Source organism: Microbispora sp. CL1-1, from assembly GCF_012034195.1.
GTDB lineage: Bacteria > Actinomycetota > Actinomycetes > Streptosporangiales > Streptosporangiaceae > Microbispora.
Genome location: NZ_JAATEK010000177.1, coordinates 1 through 595, shown reverse-complemented (window position 1 = coordinate 595; position 595 = coordinate 1). Strand labels below are relative to the sequence as shown.

The window sequence follows — 595 nt, the reverse complement described above, 5'->3', positions numbered from 1 at the left end:
GTACTGCCCGTCGAAGCCGTTCACGCCCACGACGAACGGCAGACGCGCCTCCTCGAAGTAGTCCACCGCCGGGAAACTGTCCGCCAACCGCCGCGTGTCGACCAGCACCACCGCACCGATCGCCCCCCGCACCAGGTCATCCCACATGAACCAGAACCGATGCTGACCCGGCGTACCGAACAAATACAAAATCAGATCCCGGTCCAACGACACACGACCGAAATCCATCGCCACCGTCGTCGTCGTCTTGTGCGGCACCAACCCCACATCGTCCACCCCCGCCGACGCATCGGTCATCACCGCCTCCGTCGTCAACGGCACGATCTCCGAAACCGCCCCCACGAAGGTCGTCTTCCCCACACCGAAGCCCCCCGCAACGACGATCTTCGTCGACGTCAACCCCCGGCTAGAGCCTGCGAAGTCCACTGAGCACCCTTTCCAGCAAGTTCAGATCCGGCTTACCGGCCTCCAACTGCGGCTGATGCACATGCACCAGCCCCTCCGCCGCCATGTCCGCGATCACCACGCGAACCACACCCAGCGGAATCCGCAGCAACGCCGACACCTCGGCCACCGACCGCACCTGACGGCACAG

2 protein-coding genes are annotated in these 595 nt (G+C 64.7%); both read right to left on the bottom strand.

Annotated features, from left to right (window positions below; genetic code table 11):
- The coding region (locus tag HCK04_RS40500; RefSeq protein ID WP_185949126.1) for an ATP/GTP-binding protein at positions 1-399 on the bottom strand (399 nt) is incomplete at its 3' end.
- 7 nt (positions 400-406) lie between these two features.
- The coding region (locus tag HCK04_RS40495) for a DUF742 domain-containing protein (RefSeq protein WP_138463408.1) at positions 407-595 on the bottom strand (189 nt) is incomplete at its 5' end.